The 13,916-nt window shown below is 66.8% G+C and carries 14 protein-coding genes; 7 read left to right on the top strand and 7 right to left on the bottom strand.

Annotation, left to right across the window (positions count from 1 at the left end):
• Positions 1–77 precede the first annotated feature (77 nt).
• On the top strand, positions 78–1,430 hold the full coding sequence (locus tag ABIB45_RS01245) for an MFS transporter (RefSeq protein WP_502909082.1): 1,353 nt from the start codon (positions 78–80) through the stop codon (positions 1,428–1,430).
• Between the two features lie 31 nt (positions 1,431–1,461).
• Here the strand turns inward: ABIB45_RS01245 and ABIB45_RS01250 are convergent, their stop codons facing one another.
• The 4 genes from ABIB45_RS01250 to ABIB45_RS01265 all read right to left on the bottom strand — a co-directional run bounded on the left by ABIB45_RS01250 (position 1,462) and on the right by ABIB45_RS01265 (position 5,153).
• Complete coding sequence (locus ABIB45_RS01250) at positions 1,462–2,109, bottom strand: phosphoribosyltransferase (RefSeq protein ID WP_354214076.1); 648 nt, start codon at positions 2,107–2,109, stop codon at positions 1,462–1,464.
• Positions 2,110–2,214: 105 nt separating this feature from the next.
• Complete coding sequence (locus ABIB45_RS01255; protein WP_354214078.1) at positions 2,215–2,502, bottom strand: serine hydrolase; 288 nt, start codon at positions 2,500–2,502, stop codon at positions 2,215–2,217.
• 225 nt (positions 2,503–2,727) lie between these two features.
• On the bottom strand, positions 2,728–3,555 hold the full coding sequence (locus ABIB45_RS01260) for an alpha/beta fold hydrolase (RefSeq protein WP_354214080.1): 828 nt from the start codon (positions 3,553–3,555) through the stop codon (positions 2,728–2,730).
• Positions 3,556–3,773: 218 nt separating this feature from the next.
• On the bottom strand, positions 3,774–5,153 hold the full coding sequence (locus ABIB45_RS01265) for an amino acid permease (RefSeq protein WP_354214082.1): 1,380 nt from the start codon (positions 5,151–5,153) through the stop codon (positions 3,774–3,776).
• A 174-nt stretch (positions 5,154–5,327) separates the two neighbouring features.
• Here ABIB45_RS01265 and ABIB45_RS01270 point away from each other — a divergent pair, with 174 nt between their 5' ends.
• The 6 genes from ABIB45_RS01270 to ABIB45_RS01295 all read left to right on the top strand — a co-directional run bounded on the left by ABIB45_RS01270 (position 5,328) and on the right by ABIB45_RS01295 (position 11,808).
• Entirely contained in the window at positions 5,328–5,675 is a 348-nt protein-coding gene (locus tag ABIB45_RS01270) for an Lrp/AsnC ligand binding domain-containing protein (RefSeq protein WP_354214083.1), read from the top strand.
• A 134-nt stretch (positions 5,676–5,809) separates the two neighbouring features.
• Positions 5,810–6,520 (top strand): NUDIX hydrolase, encoded by a 711-nt coding sequence (locus tag ABIB45_RS01275; protein ID WP_354214085.1) that lies wholly within the window; start codon positions 5,810–5,812, stop codon positions 6,518–6,520.
• Positions 6,517–7,851 carry a quinolinate synthase NadA gene (gene nadA, locus ABIB45_RS01280; protein ID WP_354214086.1) on the top strand — a complete coding sequence of 445 codons (1,335 nt, stop codon included), beginning with the start codon at positions 6,517–6,519 and terminating at the stop codon, positions 7,849–7,851. Before ABIB45_RS01275 ends, nadA begins: the two co-directional genes overlap by 4 nt.
• A 31-nt stretch (positions 7,852–7,882) precedes the next feature.
• Positions 7,883–9,778, top strand: coding sequence for an L-aspartate oxidase (locus ABIB45_RS01285; protein ID WP_354214087.1), 1,896 nt, complete (start codon positions 7,883–7,885; stop codon positions 9,776–9,778).
• The gene (nadC, locus tag ABIB45_RS01290) at positions 9,771–10,643 is read left to right on the top strand and encodes a carboxylating nicotinate-nucleotide diphosphorylase (RefSeq protein ID WP_354214089.1); all 873 of its coding nucleotides are present in this window, start codon (positions 9,771–9,773) and stop codon (positions 10,641–10,643) included. Before ABIB45_RS01285 ends, nadC begins: the two co-directional genes overlap by 8 nt.
• Positions 10,644–10,650: 7 nt before the next feature.
• Positions 10,651–11,808, top strand: coding sequence for a cysteine desulfurase family protein (locus ABIB45_RS01295; RefSeq protein ID WP_354214090.1), 1,158 nt, complete (start codon positions 10,651–10,653; stop codon positions 11,806–11,808).
• Between the two features lie 19 nt (positions 11,809–11,827).
• Here the strand turns inward: ABIB45_RS01295 and ABIB45_RS01300 are convergent, their stop codons facing one another.
• The 3 genes from ABIB45_RS01300 to ABIB45_RS01310 are packed head-to-tail and all read right to left on the bottom strand — an operon-like array spanning position 11,828 to position 13,908.
• Positions 11,828–12,319, bottom strand: coding sequence for a GtrA family protein (locus ABIB45_RS01300; protein ID WP_354214091.1), 492 nt, complete (start codon positions 12,317–12,319; stop codon positions 11,828–11,830).
• A gap of 17 nt (positions 12,320–12,336) precedes the next feature.
• Positions 12,337–13,185 (bottom strand): fumarylacetoacetate hydrolase family protein, encoded by an 849-nt coding sequence (locus tag ABIB45_RS01305; protein WP_354214092.1) that lies wholly within the window; start codon positions 13,183–13,185, stop codon positions 12,337–12,339.
• A gap of 60 nt (positions 13,186–13,245) precedes the next feature.
• Positions 13,246–13,908: a DUF1684 domain-containing protein gene (locus ABIB45_RS01310; RefSeq protein WP_354214094.1), complete on the bottom strand. Its 663-nt coding sequence runs from the start codon at positions 13,906–13,908 to the stop codon at positions 13,246–13,248.
• Positions 13,909–13,916 lie beyond the last annotated feature (8 nt).

Here is a 13,916-nt window from a genome sequence, read left to right on the forward strand (position 1 = left end):
CGTATACAATGGGACAGTTACCGGGTCGCGCGCATCGGGAGGAGGGACGGTGCGCATGACTGAACGAGCCCGAAATCTTGAACCCTTCACCAGCGTCTTCCCTGTCAGCTGCCCACGAAGTATCCGATGACCCGGCACCTTCACTGCTGCCTGAGGCCGCGCTGTTGCCTGAGGCAGCACCGCCGTCACCGCCAAGCGGCCGCTTTGCCCGGCTCCCGCAGCTTGCTGGCCGCAGTTTTATCCCCATCGGCCTGTTTGCACGTCTGCCGCTGGCCATGCTCACCGTTGGCGCCCTCACCCTTGTCACATCGGTCACCGGCTCCTACGCCTTAGGCGGCACCGCCGCCGGTGCTGTAGGAATCGGATCTGCGCTCGGAGCGCCGATTTTCGGAGCCATGGCGGACCGCCGCGGGCAGCGTCCCGTGCTGCTGGTGACCGCCGGGCTTAATGCCCTGGCGGTGCTGGCCCTCATCGGCGCGTCCTGGGCTATTCCGGCAGACGGATTTCCGGTCGCCCTGATCGTGGCAGCCTTCCTCGCCGGCGCAAGCTGCCCGCAGGTGGGGCCGCTCGCCCGCGTCCGCTGGATGGCCCTGACCTCCCGGGGGAAAGGCAAGGAAGCGGGCCAGGATCTGGATACTGCCCTGTCCTACGAGGGCACGGCCGACGAACTCACCTTTGTTCTGGGCCCGGCACTCGTGGGAATCCTCGCCAGCATGGTGGCCCCATGGCTGCCGCTGGCATTGGGGGTTGTCATGACCATCACGCTCGTTCCCGCTTTTGCCGTGCACCCCACGCACCGGGCGGTGCCCGTGAAGCAGGCGACCGGGGCCAATGCCACCGGGGCCAGTGCCACTGAATCCCGTGCCGGCAGGATTCCCGCCGCCGTCGCCCTTCCTGTCCTGGCCATGGTGGCCATGGGCACCTTCTTCGGATCCACCCAAACGGCCCTGAGTTCCTTTTCCGCGAGCTTCGCCACCTCAGAAATCGCGGGCCTTCTGTACGCAGTGATGGGGTTGAGTTCCGCCGCCGCTGCCCTGTCCGTGGCTTATTGGCCCCGGAGTTTCAAACCGGCCGCTCGCTGGATGGCCAGTGCGGCACTCATGGCCGGCCTCGCCCTCCTGCTTCTGGTGCCGGACTCGCTGGGCGGAATGGTCGGCGTGCTGCTGGTCCTGGGACTGCCGGTGGGGCCCGTTATGGTCACCGTATTTGCCATCGGCGGAATCGTGGCCCCCGCGGAAAGGCTGGGAACAGTGATGACCGCCCTGGCCAGCGGGATCGTGGCGGGCACGGCGCTCGGAGCGTCCGTTGCCGGCCAGCTTGCCCAGCAGGATGGCTACCGGGCCGCGTTCGTGGTTCCCCTTGCTGCCGCCGGTGCGCTGTTTGTACTCGGCACGGCTGCTGCGGCCATGCTCAGGAAACGCCAAGGCTAAGGGAAGCATCCCGCTCAGGGAAGCATCCCGCTTAGGGCTGCAGCAGGCTGATGGCGTCCTCGTCGGTCAGTTGCTCGAAGTGCCGGTAGAAGCTCCCCACAGCGCGGAACTTGCCTGGCAAGTGCAGGCACAGCACGGCATCGCAGACCCGGGACACGGCCGTGTAGGCCTCCACCGACCCCACCGGAGCGGCGACCACCACAGTTCCTGCTCCGGCGGATCGGACGGCCTCCACTGCGGCGCGCATGGTGGCGCCGGTGGCCAGGCCGTCGTCGAGCAGGAGGACTGTCCTGGCCGTGAGATCATGGCTGATTCCAGGATAAGTCTCCACCCTGCGAAGCAGTTCGGCCCGCTCGCGTTGTTCCACCTCATCCAGCCACTCCTGCCGGACACCGTGCTCGAGGACCCGGCCTATGAGGGGGCGGTTCAGCAGCCTCACCACTCGTCCACCGGACCACGCCAGGGCGCCGTACGCCGTTTCGTCGTGGCCCGGTATGCCGAGCTTCCTGACCAGGACAGCCCCGAGGGGCAGGTAGAGCGCCTTGGCAGCTGCGGCCGCCACGGGGATCCCGCCCCGAGCCAGGCCCAGCACAATGGCGTCAGGGCGTTCACGGAATTGCGTCAGGACCGCCGCCAGCTGCTCACCGGCATCGGTGCGGTCTTCAAAACGCGTGTTCATTGGCCTCTCTCCGGCTGTCTCCGCACTCTTCCAGCGTACCCTCTGCTGCCGTGCCGGAAGCGGTGAACTTGTCGCCGGGCGCCGTGGAGTCAGGGCAGTGCGGCGCTAACGGCCATGGTGATTTCCCGAATCACCGCCGTCCGGGACCGCGGCTCGAATCAGGCTTTCGTTAGCGGTGTCCTGCATGTAGGACAGTAGCTGCGCAGTGTGCTCCGGGTCCAGCAGATGGCCGTCAAACAGTTCCACGAGGAGGTGGGCCTTATCGGAGGTCGAAAGGGTGTTCACGTCCGGGCGGTCGGAGACATCGATGGCGGCTGCGTAGTCCGAGAGGCCGGAAAGGCCCACAGCCTCTAAGAGCAGGGTCCACGAATCGTTATTGCTCTCCTGGACCATGGCCTGGAGTTGGAGGCTCGAGGTGAAGGCACCCAGCCACGGGCTGCATCCACAGCGCCACACCCGCCTGGTATGCGCTGTCAGCGCCGATAACAGCTTCGATGCCCGCGTCGAGGTCCGCGTTGACGGCGGCGGAGGCGGCACGGGCTTGAGCGCCTGTTGAAGTGAGCGACGGCGCTCCCTGCAGCCGGACCAATGCGGGAGCTATGAAACCCCTGTCAGGAATCAGACGCCGAGGAAGGCGATGGCACCCTGTTTGAAGGCCCGGCTGGTGATGGCGTTGGTGTGGTTCCGGCCGGGCAGCACAAGCTGTTCCGCCATGGAGCCGGCCCGGACGCCGAGATCGGCAAGCTGCGGCATGGTGCCCGCGCGCTCGTCCTTGTCGCCGGCCACCAGGAGCATGGGCATATGCGGGACGGCTTCGGCAGGATCGAACGGCTCGGCTTTGATGGCCTCCACCAGCGACAGGAGCGCAAAGATGTTGTTGCTGGGCAGGAGCATCGCCATTTTCAACAGCCCGGCCGTGGACTGGTCCGCAATGGGCGTCCCGTCGGCCAGGTAGCGCTGGGCTGCGATGAGGTCGAACTCGGCCAGCGGATCAGCGATGTTCGGTCCGCCCAGGACCATGCGGTGGACAAGCTCGGGCTGTGTGGCGCCGAATTCCCAGGCGAGCCGGGAACCCAGGGAATAGCCCACAACGTCAACCCCGCTGGTGGGGTCGCCGTCGTGCACCGGCCGCACACCGGCGTCGAACGCTATCTGCAAGAGATCGGCTCGGATCCGGCTGGGGGCGTAGGAGTCCATGTCCTCCGGGGCGCCGCTGCGGCCGTGGCCGGGCAGGTCCACGGTAATGACCCGGCGTCCTGCGTCCAGGAGTGCAGCCAGCCAGCCCGTGTCCTCCCAGTTCAGTTTGCTGGAGGAAGAGAAACCGTGGATCAGCAGGACAGGCCGGAGCCCCGCATCAGCAGCAGGATCATGCACCTCGACATAGAGTTGCGGGTCCGTGCCCTCAACGGTGTGCGAATGCAGTTCGCCGGTGTGCCTGCCGCTCATAGTGTCAGTCCTCGTCAAGTACGGCGCTCAGGCGGACCCGGCGCTCCGGTGCGTCATCCTTCGGGACTGTGCCCACGATTCCGGCGGTGTTGTCCGGAACCTCGAACACGATCAGCGGCCCGCCGACATTGATCCTGTCGTCTGGCCCCCGAAGGTACGCACCACTTTACCTGCCTGCGGACTGCGCCGTTCAGCAGCGGATTTGCGTCTGCTGCGACCTACTTCGGGTGGCGCCCGCGGGCTGCGAGCCGCGCGCCGAGCCAGCAGGCGCCGGCGAGGCACGCAACCAACGCAAAGGTGCTCAGGAGCTGAATCCGGCTGCTTTCCGCGCTGAAGCCGACGGCGAAGATCAGCGCGAGCAGTACCAATCCGAATGTCGTCAGGCCAGGGAAGCCCTTCATCCGCAGCGGCAGCGCGGTCCCGTCCCGGTCTGCCCGGCGCCGGAGGATGAGCTGCGACACAAGGGCCGTTCCCCACACCACCAGGCACGTGGACCCGACCAGCTGGAAGAGGGCCGGCAGGATCCGGTTGGGGAAGAGAAGCTCAAGGACGGTGGCGAAGAAGCCGAAGGCCACCGAGATACCCACTGCGATCATGGGCACGCTGGCGCCGCTCAACCGGGACAGGAATCGGGGCGCTTCGCCGCGTTCGGAGAGTGAATACGCCATGCGGGATGCACCGTAGAGATTGGCGTTCAGGGCAGAGAGAAGCGCGACGACGGCGACAAGGGTGATTGCCGTGCCGGCACCCGGGATCCGGGCTGCGTCGAGCACACCCGCAAACGGCGAGGCCAAGCCCTCGGAGCTGACCGGCAGCACGGCCGCGATGACAAAGACTGATCCGATGTAGAAGACCAGGATGCGCCACAGTACGGTCCGGACTGCCCGGCCGATGCTATGCTCCGGATCCTCGGTTTCCGCTGCGGCTACGGCCACGATCTCGGTCCCGCCAAAGGCGAAGATCACCACGAACAGGGCCGTGGCGACGCCGCCCAGCCCGGCAGGAGCGAAGTCGGTGGTGATGTTTGACAGGCCTGGCGACGCCACGTCGGGGAGGAGTCCCAGCAGCAGGGCGGCACCTACGGCGAGAAACAGGACGATGGCGGCAACTTTGAGGATGGCGAACCAGAATTCGAACTCGCCAAAGTTTCTGACACCGGTGAGGTTGATGCCGGTGAAGACCACCATAAAGACCAGTGCCAGGGCCCAGACGGGGATCACGGGCCACACGGTGCACAAGAGGCCCGCGGCGCCGAGGGCTTCGGCGGCGATGACCACCACCAGCTGGAGCCACCAAAGCCAGCCCACCGTGGCGCCGGCCGTTTTGCCCAAAGCCCGCTCCGCGTACACCGAGAAGGCGCCGCTGGTGGGATTGGCCGCAGCCATCTCGCCCAGCGCCCACATCACCAGGATGATGAGCGTGCCGGCCACCAGATAGGACACCAATACGGCCGGACCGGCTGCCTGCACGCCGGCCCCGGAACCCAGGAACAGGCCAGCGCCGATGGCGCTGCCCAGGCCCATCATGGTGAGCTGCCGTGGTTTCATGGTGTGGCCGAGCTGGGCTTCCGGACGCACTGCCGTGGACTTCGATGTCATGCCTGTGAACTTTCTCGGGGTAGGGGGTGCCCGCGAAAGGGACCACTTGAATTTACCGCCTCTGCCGGTGGCCCCGCGGCACGGGGCGTACGACGATGGGTGCGGAGTGTATGACTAATCCGCCCCACGGCTGGCAATCTGCCCTACGAAGCAGCGATTCACAGGGGAGTTTGTGTGAAATTCGAGTCCTTGGACGCCAAAATTGTGCGATTCTTCAGCGACACGCCCCGGGCGTCGGTGCTGGAAGCCTCGCAGGGCCTGGGCCTGGGCCTGGGCCACGGGCGGGTGGCCGACGCACTAGCTGCCATCCCGGAACTGATCGAGGTTCACACGGTCTGGGGCAGTTCAGATCTCATGGCCAGGATTGCCGCGCGGTCCGATGCCGACCTGCAGCGGGTTCTTGACGCCATGATCGCCACGATGACGGTGCTTCGGGCGTCGATGGTCATCGTCCTCAATACCTACTTCCAGGGCAGGACGCTCAACCTGCCCGAAGCCGCGGCCAGAAACGGAACGGCGTAAGCCGCGCAGAAGGAGCAACATTTTGTATCGCGGGAAAATGGCCGTAGCATCAGTTCTAGTCAAATTGACCATAACTTGGGCATGGTGCAATGCGGCACAGAGACCACGGAGCAACAGGAGGCGGGTGAGTCGCCATGTTCAGCAGTTCAGCAAATGTGTCGGAGCGGGCCACGGCCGCACCCTCGCTTGCCATCTCCACCGTCATCTTTGCCCTCCGGCCAAGTGAATCCTCGGGCCGCCCCACGCTTTGGATTCCCCTGGTCCGCAGAATCCGTGAGCCGTACAAGGACCTCTGGGCACTTCCCGGCGGACCACTGACCCACACGGAATCCCTGCAGGACGCGGCCTCGCGCAACCTTCGGGAGACCACCGGCCTGGCCCCGAGCTATGTGGAGCAGCTCTACGCTTTTGGCGGCCTGCACCGCTCGCCCACCCAGCGCGTCGTATCGATCGTCTACTGGGCCCTGGTCCAACCCACCGAAGCGGCACTGGCCGACGAATCGGAAAACGTGAAGTGGTTCCGGGCAGACAAGGTGGGTGAGCTGGCCTTCGATCACAACGCCATCGTGGACTACGCCCTGTGGCGGCTGCGGAACAAGCTGGCCTATGGCTCCGTGGCCTATCACTTCCTGGGGGAGTACTTCACGCTTGCCCAGGTCCGTGAGGTGTACGAAGCCGTCCTGGACACCAGGCTGGATCCGGCCAACTTCCGGCGCCAGCTGAAATCCACGCCGGAGATCGAGGACACCGGCGAATACCTCCAAGGCGGCAGACACCGCCCACCACGCCTCTACCGCTTCACCGGCCGCCCCGGCCTCGACCCCGACAACAGGAGCACACCATGAGCAGCGTCAACACAGCAATCCAGCTGATCACGCGCGAACAGGCCGAAAGCGCGGCAGGCGCCGCGGCACGGACCGCGGCTGCAGGCAAAGCAACTGCCACCTGCAGCCCGGCCCTGGCCAAGGGCCCGTGGGAGTACGACCTCGCCGAGGCGCTCGCCGGTGCCCCGGCGTACGGGCCCGGCGCCTCCAGTTCGGACGTCGCGCCCGCAGCCACCCCCCGGCAGGGCCAGCTGCCGGAAGAGTACAAGCTCGCCTGCGATGCTGAACTCGATGTGCGCATCCGCGCGGCCAAGGACAAGCTGGGCGACCGGGCAGTGGTCCTGGGCCACTTCTACCAGCGCGATGAGGTCATCCAGTACGCCGACTTCGTGGGCGACTCCTTCCAGCTGGCCAACGCCGCCCTCACCAGGCCTGACGCCGAGGCCATCATCTTCTGCGGCGTGCACTTCATGGCTGAGACTGCCGATATCCTCTCGACGCCGGACCAGGCAGTCATCCTGCCCAACCTCGCCGCCGGCTGCTCCATGGCGGACATGGCAGACACCGACTCCGTGGAGGAATGCTGGGAACAGCTCGAGGAGATCTTCGGTTCGGAGAAGGACGACGACGGCCGCGTCCCGGTCATCCCGGTCACCTACATGAACTCCTCCGCTGCCCTGAAGGCTTTCTGCGGGCGTAACGGCGGCATCGTCTGCACCTCATCCAACGCACGGCTGGTCCTGGAATGGGCCTTCGAGCGGGGCCAGCGGGTCCTGTTCTTCCCCGACCAGCACCTGGGCCGCAACACCGCCAAGGCCATGGGCGTGCCGCTGGAACAGATGCCCATGTGGAACCCGCGCAAGGAACTCGGCGGCAACGACGAACAGGCGCTGCTCGATTCCCGCGTCATCCTGTGGCACGGCTTCTGCTCGGTTCACAAACGCTTCAACGTCGGTCAGATCGAAAAGGCCCGTGCCGAGTTCCCCGGCGTGAACGTGATCGTGCACCCCGAATGCCCCATGGAGGTGGTGGATGCTGCCGATTCGGCCGGTTCCACCGACTTCATCAAGAAGGCCATCGCGGCGGCCACCGATCCCACTACGTTCGCGATCGGCACCGAGGTCAACATGGTCAACCGGCTCGCGGCCGAATACCCGCAGCACACCATCTTCTGCCTGGACCCGGTCATCTGCCCGTGCTCCACGATGTACCGGATCCACCCCGGCTACCTCGCCTGGGTCCTGGAGGAACTCGTCGAGGGCCGGATCGTCAACCGCATCAGCGTGGATGAATCCGTGCAGGACCACGCCAAAACCGCGCTCGAGCGCATGCTCGCGGCGCGTCCACTGTAGTAGCTGTAGTACCGGAGGAAACGAGCCCCACATGAGCGCAGCGAACCCAGCCGGTGGTACGGCACCCCGGCGGCTGATCGTCGTCGGGAGCGGCATTGCGGGACTGTACTCCGCGCTGCTCGCCGCCGAAGCGGGTGCCCAAGTGGTGCTGCTGACCAAGGGGGCGCTCGCGGACAGCAACACCTACTTCGCCCAGGGCGGCATTTCCGCCGTCCTGGACGAGCCCGCGCCTGGGGACACCGTGGCCGCCCACATCGCGGACACGCTGAAGGCCGGGGGCGGGCACTGCCACCAGGACGCCGTCCGGGTACTCTGCACCGAGGCCCGCTTCGACATTGCCGGGCTGCAGCGCTTCGGCGTGCGTTTTGATCCGGACCACGACGGCGATCCCGCCTTGGGTCTCGAAGCCGCCCACTCCGCGCCACGGATCCTGCACGCCGGCGGCGACGCCACCGGCGCCCGTGTGGCGAAAGCTCTTATCCGCGCCGTACAGGACGTCCAGGCAGCTGGAACAATCCAGGTGATCGGGAACGCCTTGGTGACGTCCCTGTTGCAGAGCGGAGGCCGCGTGTCCGGGGTCAACTTCCTCCACGACGGGCGGGAACTGGGAGTCCACGGCGACGCCGTCCTCCTGGCCACCGGGGGAGCAGGACAGCTGTTTGCCCAGACCACCAACCCCGCCGTGGCCACCGCAGACGGCCTCGCCCTGGCCTGGCGGGCGGGCGCCGCCGTGGCGGACCTCGAATTCTTCCAGTTCCACCCCACCTGCATGGTCCGTCCCGGCGGCGCCCGCGAAGCCGAAGCTGGCGGTAACGGAACAGAGCCGCTCCTGATCTCCGAAGCTGTCCGCGGCGAAGGCGCCATCCTGGTGGACGCCCTAGGTGAGCGTTTTATGCCCGCCTACCACCCCGACGCCGAACTAGCGCCCCGGGACGTCGTCTCCCGGAGCATCGCCCTGCACCTCGCGGCCCTCGGCGACCCCAACGGCCACGTGTTCCTCGACGCACGTGTGATCGAGGCCGGCAGGGGCAAAGGTTTCCTCGCCAAGCGATTCCCCACCATCAGCGCACGCACCCGCGACGCCGGCATCGACTGGACCCGTGAACCCGTTCCCGTGGCTCCTGCGGCCCACTACTGGATGGGCGGCGTTGTCACGGACCTCCACGGCCGGACCTCTGTCCCCGGGCTGCTGGCTGCTGGGGAAGTCGCCTGTACCGGGGTGCAGGGGGCTAATCGCCTTGCCAGCAACTCGCTCCTCGAAGGCCTTGTCTTCGGGCGCCGGGCTGTTGCTGCTTTCTTAAGCGACGGCGCTGGTTGGGTGTCGCCCGACGCTGTTCCTCCGCTCGCTCCCCACGATCTCCCTAACCTCGCAAGCTCGGCCAGGGAACCCGGATCGTGTGGGTCCACGGCCGCGGGCGGCCTCCCCTTGACGCCCGCTTCCGGAACACCCTCGGGCGACGATGCATCGCTCCCGTTGAGAGGTGTCGACGGCAGACCCGTCACCTTGGGTGCACTTACTGAAGCCCCCGCCGACATCGCCTGGGAGTTTGAGCTTGACCCGGCTCCTGGGCCTGTTGAGGTGTCCTGTGCGGATCCCGGGCCGTTTTCGCGGGGGGCTCTTCGTCGGTTGATGACTGCGAAGGCAGGCGTCCTCCGTACTGGCGGGCTGTTGCGGGAGGCCGGCGCGGATTTGGCGGCCTGGGCCGGCGTTGAGAATCCTCTGAACGTGCCTGACTCCTTTGATGTGGAGGAGCATGAGGATGCCAGTCTTTTGCTGGCTGCGCAGCTGTTGGTGCATGCCGCCCGGGAGCGGCGGGAATCCCTTGGCGCGCATTACCGCAGCGACAGCAGGGCGGCCGCTACCGCCGTCGAACCTTTTGACCAGCGTTACACCATGAGCCGGAAAGCGAGCCTCGTCAATGACTAGCCTGACCCTCCCCGCAGCACCCGTCCGGGACATCCTGGAACGTGCCTTTGCCGAGGACGCGCCCAACGGCGATATCACCTCGCAGTTGCTGATCCCGGCTGACGCCCGTGCCACCGCGGTGCTCAACGCCCGGGTGTCCGGTGTGCTCAGCGGCGGGACCGTGTTCCGTGACGCCATGAAGCTCGTGGACCCGGACACCGAAGTGGAGTTGCTGCTTGCCGATGGAGAATCGTTCGACGCCGGGACGCACCTTGCGCGCGTCACGGGCAGTGCCCGCTCAGTGCTGCTCGCCGAACGGGTGGGGCTGAACCTGGTCCAGCGCATGAGCGCCATCGCCACGAAGACGGCCGAATTCGTCCGACTTGTCGACGGCACCAAGGCCCGCATCACTGATACGCGCAAGACCACCCCGGGCCTGCGGGTGCTGGAGCGGTATGCCGTGCGCTGCGGCGGGGGAGCGAACCACCGCTACAGCCTGTCCGACGCCGTCCTGGCCAAGGACAACCACCTCGCCGTGATGACAGGGGGAGAGCCGGCCAGGCTCACCGCCCTGCTGGCCGCCGCGAAAGCCCAGCTGGGGCACACCACCCACTTTGAGGTGGAAGTGGACAGCGCCGACCAGATCGAACCGGTCCTCGCCGCGGGCGTGGACACCATCATGCTGGACAACTTTTCCCTTGAGGACCTGCGCGCCGGCGTGAAACAGGTGGCCGGGCGGGCGATTGTCGAAGCCAGCGGCAATGTTAACCTGGGCACCGTGGCGGCCATCGCCGCCGCGGGAGTGGACGTCATCGCGATCGGGGGGCTCACCCATACGGTTGCCGCTCTGGACCTTGGCCTGGACGTCGAACTGAGGGCAGGCTGAAACGGCCATGATCTTCCTCGACGCCGCCGCCACCACGCCTGTCCGCCGCGAGGTCCTGGATGCGATGTGGCCCTACCTGACCGGTGAATTCGGCAACCCCTCGAGCCATCACACCCTCGGCGAGGCCGCTGCCGCTGCACTCGCGGACGCCCGGAGTGCGGTCGCCAAGGTACTGGGCTGCAGGAGCGGGGAGGTCACCTTCACCTCGGGCGGCACGGAAGCGGACAACCTGGCTGTTAAGGGCATCGCCCTGGCCCGGCAGGCGGCGGACACTGCGCGCAATCGGGTGGTGATCAGCGCCGTCGAACACCCAGCCGTCGAGGAATCCGCGCGATACCTGGCGCGGTTCCATGGGTTCGCCGTGGACGTTGTGCCCGTGGACAGCACCGGGCTGGTGACGCCCGCGGCGCTCGCCGCCGTGCTCCGGCCGGAGACGGCGCTGGTGAGCATCATGTATGCGAACAACGAAGTGGGTACCATCCAGCCGGTGGCGGAACTGGCCGAGCTGGCACGTGCCCAAGGCATCCCGTTCCATACGGATGCGGTCCAGGCCGCTGGCTGGCTTCCACTGGATGTCAAAGCACTGGGTGTTGATGCCCTCAGCATGTCCGGCCACAAGCTGGGGGCTCCGAAAGGCTGCGGTGTGCTGTACGTCCGCGGCCGGACCCGCATTGAACCGCTGCTGCACGGCGGGGGCCAGGAGCGGGGCAGGCGGTCCGGGACTGAGAATGTGGCCGGTGCTGTGGGTCTCGCCACCGCCCTGACTCTGGCACAATCCGCGCAGCTGCAGACCGCAGAACATGTGTCGGCGCTCCGGGACGGTTTCATCCGGAACGTCCTCGACGCCGTTCCCGGTGCTGTCCTGACCGGCCACCCCACGGAGCGGCTCCCGTCCGTGGCGTCCTTCTGCTTCCCCGGAACCAGCGGGGAATCGGTCCTCCTGGGGCTGGAGCGGCAGGGCGTGGTGTGTTCGAGCGGCTCAGCATGCGCCGCGGGCTCCGACGCGCCGTCGCCGGTCCTGACGGCGCTCGGCTTCCCGGCGGAAGTGGCCCAGACAGCGGTGCGGTTCAGCTTCGAGTCCACCGTCAGCGCCGCTGACCTGGCCGCGGCCGCCGAAGCCGTGGGCACCGCCGTCGGAAGCGTCCGCACCCTCGGCCGCAACTAACCCAAGGTGGGGGAGTGGCCTAAATGTGGCGGGCGCGGCGGAAGATCCAATGCCGCAGCAGCGTGAAGCGGACAGCCGTGGCGAGGAAACCGGACAGTGTGGTGGTCCAGAGCTCATCGGACACGGTGGCTGCAGGGTGGACCCAGTGCAGGATCCCCAGGCTGCCGCCGGTGATGACCAGGGCGATGGCGAGCACCATCAACCCATTGAGGTGGTCCTGCGTCCTCTTCCTGGTGGACGTGATTTTAAAGGTCAGCCGGCGGTTCAGTGCGGTGTTCATCACTGACGTGACGATCAGGGCCGCGGCGTTGGCGAGCTGTGGGTCGATCCACTGGCGGAGCAGGGCGTAAAGCGCCAGAGAGGTTGCCGTGCAAATCAGGCCCACTCCGGTGAAGCGGAGGAGTTGACGCACTACGGGAAACCTGAAGATGCCGCGGTAATGTTTGGTGGCCGGGGCGCCGCGGGTGTGCTGCTGCGCCAGCTGGGCGGCGGGCGCAGCAGACGATTCCATGGGTCAAGCCTGACATATCAGGCCGGGGTTTCCTCCCAGGACGCAGCCTTGACCGGATTGCTGAGTTCGCCGATCCCCTCCACGCGGCACACCACAGTGTCACCGGGGTGGATGCGTGCGCATTCGGCCGGGAAACCGGTGAGGATGATGTCGCCGGCGTGGAGCGTCATAAAGGAGCTGAGGTAGACCAGGATTTCGTCCACCTTCCAGCCAAGATCCGAGCTGGACGCGGGCTTCAGTGCGGTGCCGTTGAGGACGATGCCGATGGAGAGGCTGGAGTCGTCGAGGCCGGTGACAATCCAGGGGCCAAGCGGTGTGAAGGTGTCCTGGCTCTTGGCGCTGATCCACAGTTCGTCCGACTTCTGCAGGTCGCGGGCGGAGACGTCGTTGCCGATGGTGAATCCGAGGATGGCGCCCCGGGCGGTTTCCAGCGTCAGGCCGCGCACCGTGCGTCCGATAACGACGGTCAGTTCGGCTTCCGGGTCGACGTACCCCACGGTGGAGCTCAGTTCGATGGCGTCGCCCGGGCCGATCACGCTGGACGCGGCCTTGTGGAACGCCTGCGGCGGAAGATCGCGGCCTGGCTGCCCGGTGTTGTGGGCCATGCCCAGGACATTGACCGGGACCGACGGCGCCAGGAAGGTGAAGGAATCCTGTGCCACGGTGGCACCGGTCTCCCAGCCGGCCCGTGCCCGGCTGTTGGTATTGGCGCGGGATGCCGCCAACGGGGAATCAACAACGGTCCAGTAACGGCCGGCCACGGAGTCGAAGTCCAGGGCATTGTTGGCGACGAAGAAGTGTTCACCGGGAGCTGCGGCGGAGAGCGGGCGGACTCGGGCAATGCGGCGGGGAGCGCTGGCGGTCATGATGACATCCTACGTCCTCGACGGTGCCGGCAGGCAGGCAGACCGCCCGGCGGAACCCGTTCAGTAAAGCTCGCCCACCGGGATTTCCACAGCCAGCCGGTTGGACGGGCCCGGGAGCGGGCAGGCCCAGGCCTCGTTGTAGGCGCACGACGGGTTGTAGGCGAAGTTGAAATCCAGCACGTACTCCGCGCCGGGCCCGGAGCCATGGACGCCATGGAATGCACCCTTGATGGTGTCCAGGAGGTATCTGCCGGCACCGTACGTTCCGCCGGGTTTCCCCGCCGTGGCGTCCCGGAACGGCACAAAGATCCCGCCCCCATAGCCTTTCAGTTTCCAGACGCCGAGCTGCCCCATTTCGGGAAGGTCGAACGTGCCCAGCCGGACGAGGTGCACCACCCCGTCGGTGGCTGTCTCCACGCTCTTCTCCCGGCCCGCACCCTCAAGGGTGAGTGGCACGTAGAACCGGTAGATGGGGTCGTAGTCGGCAGTCTTCAGGCCGGAGAACTGGGCCTTGTCCTGTGCGGTGAGCGCTGAGGCCGGATGCGTTGCAAACATGCGGTCACGTTCGTGCCGCCAATGGGAGTGGGCTTCCTCCGGACTTTCCGCCGCAATTTTCCGGACGGTGTCATACAGGGCAAACGTCCGCAGCCGCCAGTCGGCTATGTCGAGGGCGGAGATGTCCGCCAGGCTCCCGTGGTCCACACCCTGCTCATCTTCCGACATAGCCCCCA

This window comes from Arthrobacter sp. UYCo732 (genome assembly GCF_040547265.1).
Classification (GTDB): Bacteria; Actinomycetota; Actinomycetes; order Actinomycetales; family Micrococcaceae; genus Arthrobacter.

Excerpts from the sequence above, each read along its gene's own strand:
- ABIB45_RS01260 (WP_354214080.1), bottom strand. The coding sequence starts at position 3,555 with ATGAGCGGCAGGCACACCGGCGAACTGCATTCGCACACCGTTGAGGGC.
- ABIB45_RS01295 (WP_354214090.1), top strand. The coding sequence starts at position 10,651 with ATGATCTTCCTCGACGCCGCCGCCACCACGCCTGTCCGCCGCGAGGTC.
- ABIB45_RS01255 (WP_354214078.1), bottom strand. The coding sequence starts at position 2,502 with ATGGTCCAGGAGAGCAATAACGATTCGTGGACCCTGCTCTTAGAGGCT.
- ABIB45_RS01265 (WP_354214082.1), bottom strand. The coding sequence starts at position 5,153 with ATGACATCGAAGTCCACGGCAGTGCGTCCGGAAGCCCAGCTCGGCCAC.
- ABIB45_RS01310 (WP_354214094.1), bottom strand. The coding sequence starts at position 13,908 with ATGTCGGAAGATGAGCAGGGTGTGGACCACGGGAGCCTGGCGGACATC.
- ABIB45_RS01300 (WP_354214091.1), bottom strand. The coding sequence starts at position 12,319 with ATGGAATCGTCTGCTGCGCCCGCCGCCCAGCTGGCGCAGCAGCACACC.
- ABIB45_RS01275 (WP_354214085.1), top strand. The coding sequence starts at position 5,810 with ATGTTCAGCAGTTCAGCAAATGTGTCGGAGCGGGCCACGGCCGCACCC.
- ABIB45_RS01305 (WP_354214092.1), bottom strand. The coding sequence starts at position 13,185 with ATGACCGCCAGCGCTCCCCGCCGCATTGCCCGAGTCCGCCCGCTCTCC.
- nadC (WP_354214089.1), top strand. The coding sequence starts at position 9,771 with ATGACTAGCCTGACCCTCCCCGCAGCACCCGTCCGGGACATCCTGGAA.
- ABIB45_RS01285 (WP_354214087.1), top strand. The coding sequence starts at position 7,883 with ATGAGCGCAGCGAACCCAGCCGGTGGTACGGCACCCCGGCGGCTGATC.
- nadA (WP_354214086.1), top strand. The coding sequence starts at position 6,517 with ATGAGCAGCGTCAACACAGCAATCCAGCTGATCACGCGCGAACAGGCC.
- ABIB45_RS01250 (WP_354214076.1), bottom strand. The coding sequence starts at position 2,109 with ATGAACACGCGTTTTGAAGACCGCACCGATGCCGGTGAGCAGCTGGCG.